General features: G+C 30.7%; 4 protein-coding genes. All 4 read right to left on the bottom strand.

Translation table 11 applies throughout. From position 1 onward, the window contains the following. Positions 1-320: 320 nt before the first annotated feature. Positions 321-1,148, bottom strand: a complete 828-nt coding sequence (locus F0000_RS26855; protein WP_149627779.1) for a DUF5677 domain-containing protein — start codon at positions 1,146-1,148, stop codon at positions 321-323. A gap of 618 nt (positions 1,149-1,766) precedes the next feature. Beyond that, positions 1,767-1,994 (bottom strand): hypothetical protein, encoded by a 228-nt coding sequence (locus tag F0000_RS26850; protein ID WP_149627778.1) that lies wholly within the window; start codon positions 1,992-1,994, stop codon positions 1,767-1,769. Next, the gene (locus F0000_RS26845; protein ID WP_149627777.1) at positions 1,994-2,317 is read right to left on the bottom strand and encodes a hypothetical protein; all 324 of its coding nucleotides are present in this window, start codon (positions 2,315-2,317) and stop codon (positions 1,994-1,996) included. Before F0000_RS26845 ends, F0000_RS26850 begins: the two co-directional genes overlap by 1 nt. A gap of 68 nt (positions 2,318-2,385) precedes the next feature. Further along, positions 2,386-2,994, bottom strand: a complete 609-nt coding sequence (locus tag F0000_RS26840) for a hypothetical protein (protein WP_149627776.1) — start codon at positions 2,992-2,994, stop codon at positions 2,386-2,388. Positions 2,995-3,133: the final 139 nt, after the last annotated feature.

The following is a 3,133-nucleotide window of genomic DNA, read 5'->3' as shown; positions in this document are numbered from 1 at the left end:
CAGTTCTTTTTGCTTTTTCACAGCAAGACTCAACTCTTTTTTTTGATACATAAGTTATAGATTTTAATTATTTCTATTAAATTACGAAATCCAGCAGAAAAAAGTTACCGAAGGTTTAGTTCAACATTAAATATATGGCAAGTTGGGCAGAAAATAAGCGATTATTTTCGGTTTAGCCAAAAGCCAAATCTTTTGTATTTTGTTTTAATTTCTCTCGTTTAATACCAAATCAAAAGATTTGGCGACTTTGGAAATAGACAATGGCCTTTTGATTAAACACTAATCGCCCAATTTGCTATATATATTGTTGTGCAACGTACTTATTCATACATTGTAATTCTAAAGTCTTTAATCAACTCAGACAACTCATCCATTTCCTTTTGCCTTGGGTAATGTTTATTGATAATATCAAAAGTTACATAATTTAAAAGAATTGAACATATTAAAACAAAACTTATCCGTGTTCTATGGAATACTTCTAATTCCTTTTCGTCATTAGGTTGCTCTATTTCGGGTTTTGTCATTCCACGTGCAAATAGACTTCCGAATAAAGTTCCGTGCATAATTTCAGATGAGTGTCGGTAAATGAAAAACAGATTTATCACTAACATCATTCCGATTTCTTTTCCGTAATAATCACGAATGATTTCAATCTTTTTGAATACGTTATCTCCAGTCCAAGACCTAATTTCAAACCCTTTTTTAGAGGTGAAGTAATTCAAAGCTTCTTTTAGTTTATCAGAAATTGGTGCTTTGTCAATATCTTTTAATCCGATACCAAAAGCTAAATCTTTTATCTCTATTTTTCTGTCTAAATCGCGAAATGCTTTTTGGTGATAGTGTTCTAATGCTTTTTTTACTGTTTCTTCTCCTTTTGCTCCGAAATATCCCAAGTTCAAAACGTGGTCAAAAATGATACGAGATAAAGAGTAGCAATCTCGCATTTTTCCTAGAGTTGATAAAACGAGTAAAGAATTACTTGTGTCCAGAATTGGACCAATCATTAGTGAAAAAGACATTGATACATCGTCTGATGTATTTGCTAATCCTTTGTTTACAGATTTAGCAATTAATCGAATAGTTTTATCGAGTGTTTTCTGTGTAGCTTTTAAATATTCCTCCGTTCCTAATTTTATTTCTTTGTCCACTTATGTATAGTTTATTGAGTATTCTTTAAAATAAATAGGCTATCTGAAAAGACAGCCTATAAATTAGTAGCAGACCGAGGAATCGAACCTCTAACCCGTCCCTAGGTTTCATAAATGTTGGAGCTTTCAAGAAATTTCTGTTTGGACAAGTCTGCTGTTCGGGATGGTCTGCCCACCAAATAGAAGTAACGTTATTAGAATTACTGGAATTATAATAAAGGATAAACCTTTTACGATATTATTGAATCTTTTTCTCATATGACTTATTTTTTTAATTATAGAATCACAGATTAATTGAACAATAACTCCTTGAGTTAAGCTATAAACCCAACTATTTAATTCACCAAGATTTTAAAGAGCGTATTATTATTTGTCAAAAATCATTCTTAAATATTATATAAAATAATTGGTTTTCGGTATGTTGCACAACGTTTAGCTATGCGTAGTGCGGGAGCAGAAAATCACTGACTTTCGATTCAGCACTTAGCCAAAGTTTATGTTTTGTTTTTATATTTTCTAAAATACTAAATTTAATACTTTGGCGACAAACCAAATAAGCAACGACTTTTCGATTAAACCCAAACCCCGCATTATCGCATAGGTGTTGTTAGCAAATCGTTATTTTTTTTTCGTTCCAGTATTTTCTTTTTGAGTTTTATTTGTCGCCCATTTTTTTATTCGTTCGTTCAAATTAGTAAAACCAATTCCACCAAGTAACATTCCAATCGGCATTCCAATTATAGTGCGCCAAAATTCTTTAGGGTTTCTTTTGTAATCAGGTAAATATGCCCAATAAAGAAAAACTCCAAATAAAATTATTAAAATAGTTATTATTATATATTCCATTATTCAATTTCGATATTTTTAAGCTGAACAAGTTTTTCCAATTTTGTCATTTTTTTACCGAAGTGCTGTTCTATTTCATTATTCAGCCATTTTTCTCTATAATTACTCCAGCTTTTTTCATAAGGAGGTTCTCCGCCTTCGTCAAATCCATATTCAAATCCACAAGAGCAGATATCATAGGAAGGATGACCATTTTCATCATAAGGCCTCCATTTTTTGTCTTCTGATTTTATTCCGCAAACTGGGCAGAAGCAATATCCGTCAGAACTTATATTTAGTTCCACTTTTTCTCCATTCCAAGTATTTATGATTTCTTTTCTCAAATGTTTGCTAACGTTAAATATAACAAACGTTGCTGACCCGCAGGGCAGCTATGTTTTGTTATATAGTGTTATCGACTTTTTTCTTTACAGGACTTTACTATTTTAATTCCGCTAACAGTGTCTTTAGACATAGTAAAACTTGATTTATATTCACCCAATTCAGCATATAAAGTGCTACCTTTTTTATAATGAAAACTTGTTCCAATAAAGTCTAGCAATTTACTTTGACTAATTCCAATTGATATACTATCCCAAACTTTTATATCATCTGTTTTTAATTCAAGCATAGATAATGTTTCGTTCTTTGAGTTAAATTTCCAGCTCTCTGGTTTATCAGTTACATATACAGTCAACAATCCCATCATCCAATATTTTTTGTTTTTATTTATCAAATGGTAGAATCCATAAAACCCTTCCTCATTTTGTTTACATAAAGATTCAAGTTCAGAATGTGGAACAACTCCCGAAGTGGTTGTTAAGAATTCTAAATTTTTAATTTCCGTTAAATTTATTGGATCAGAAAATTCTCTTATTGGTATTTCAGGATTATTTTCTTGAACAGATTTTTTTTCCACAACTTCTATTTTGTTTTTAATTTCAACAGGTTCCTTTTTCGTCTCTTTTTTACAGGAAACAAGGAATAAACTCAATAAAATTAATATCAAATATCTATTCATCTAATTGTCGATAACATTATAGGATTAAATCATTTAAGCCAAAGGCGCAATTTGATTTAATCCGCTGTTGTACTATGCGTTTTTTTTTCTTTTTTTAACCTTCTATGGGGATTGAATCCACTTGTTGTTTACTCAAAGT

Source organism: Aquimarina sp. RZ0 (genome assembly GCF_008370685.1).
In the GTDB taxonomy this organism is placed as follows: Bacteria; Bacteroidota; Bacteroidia; order Flavobacteriales; family Flavobacteriaceae; genus Aquimarina.
This window is presented reverse-complemented; position numbering and strand designations above follow the sequence as displayed.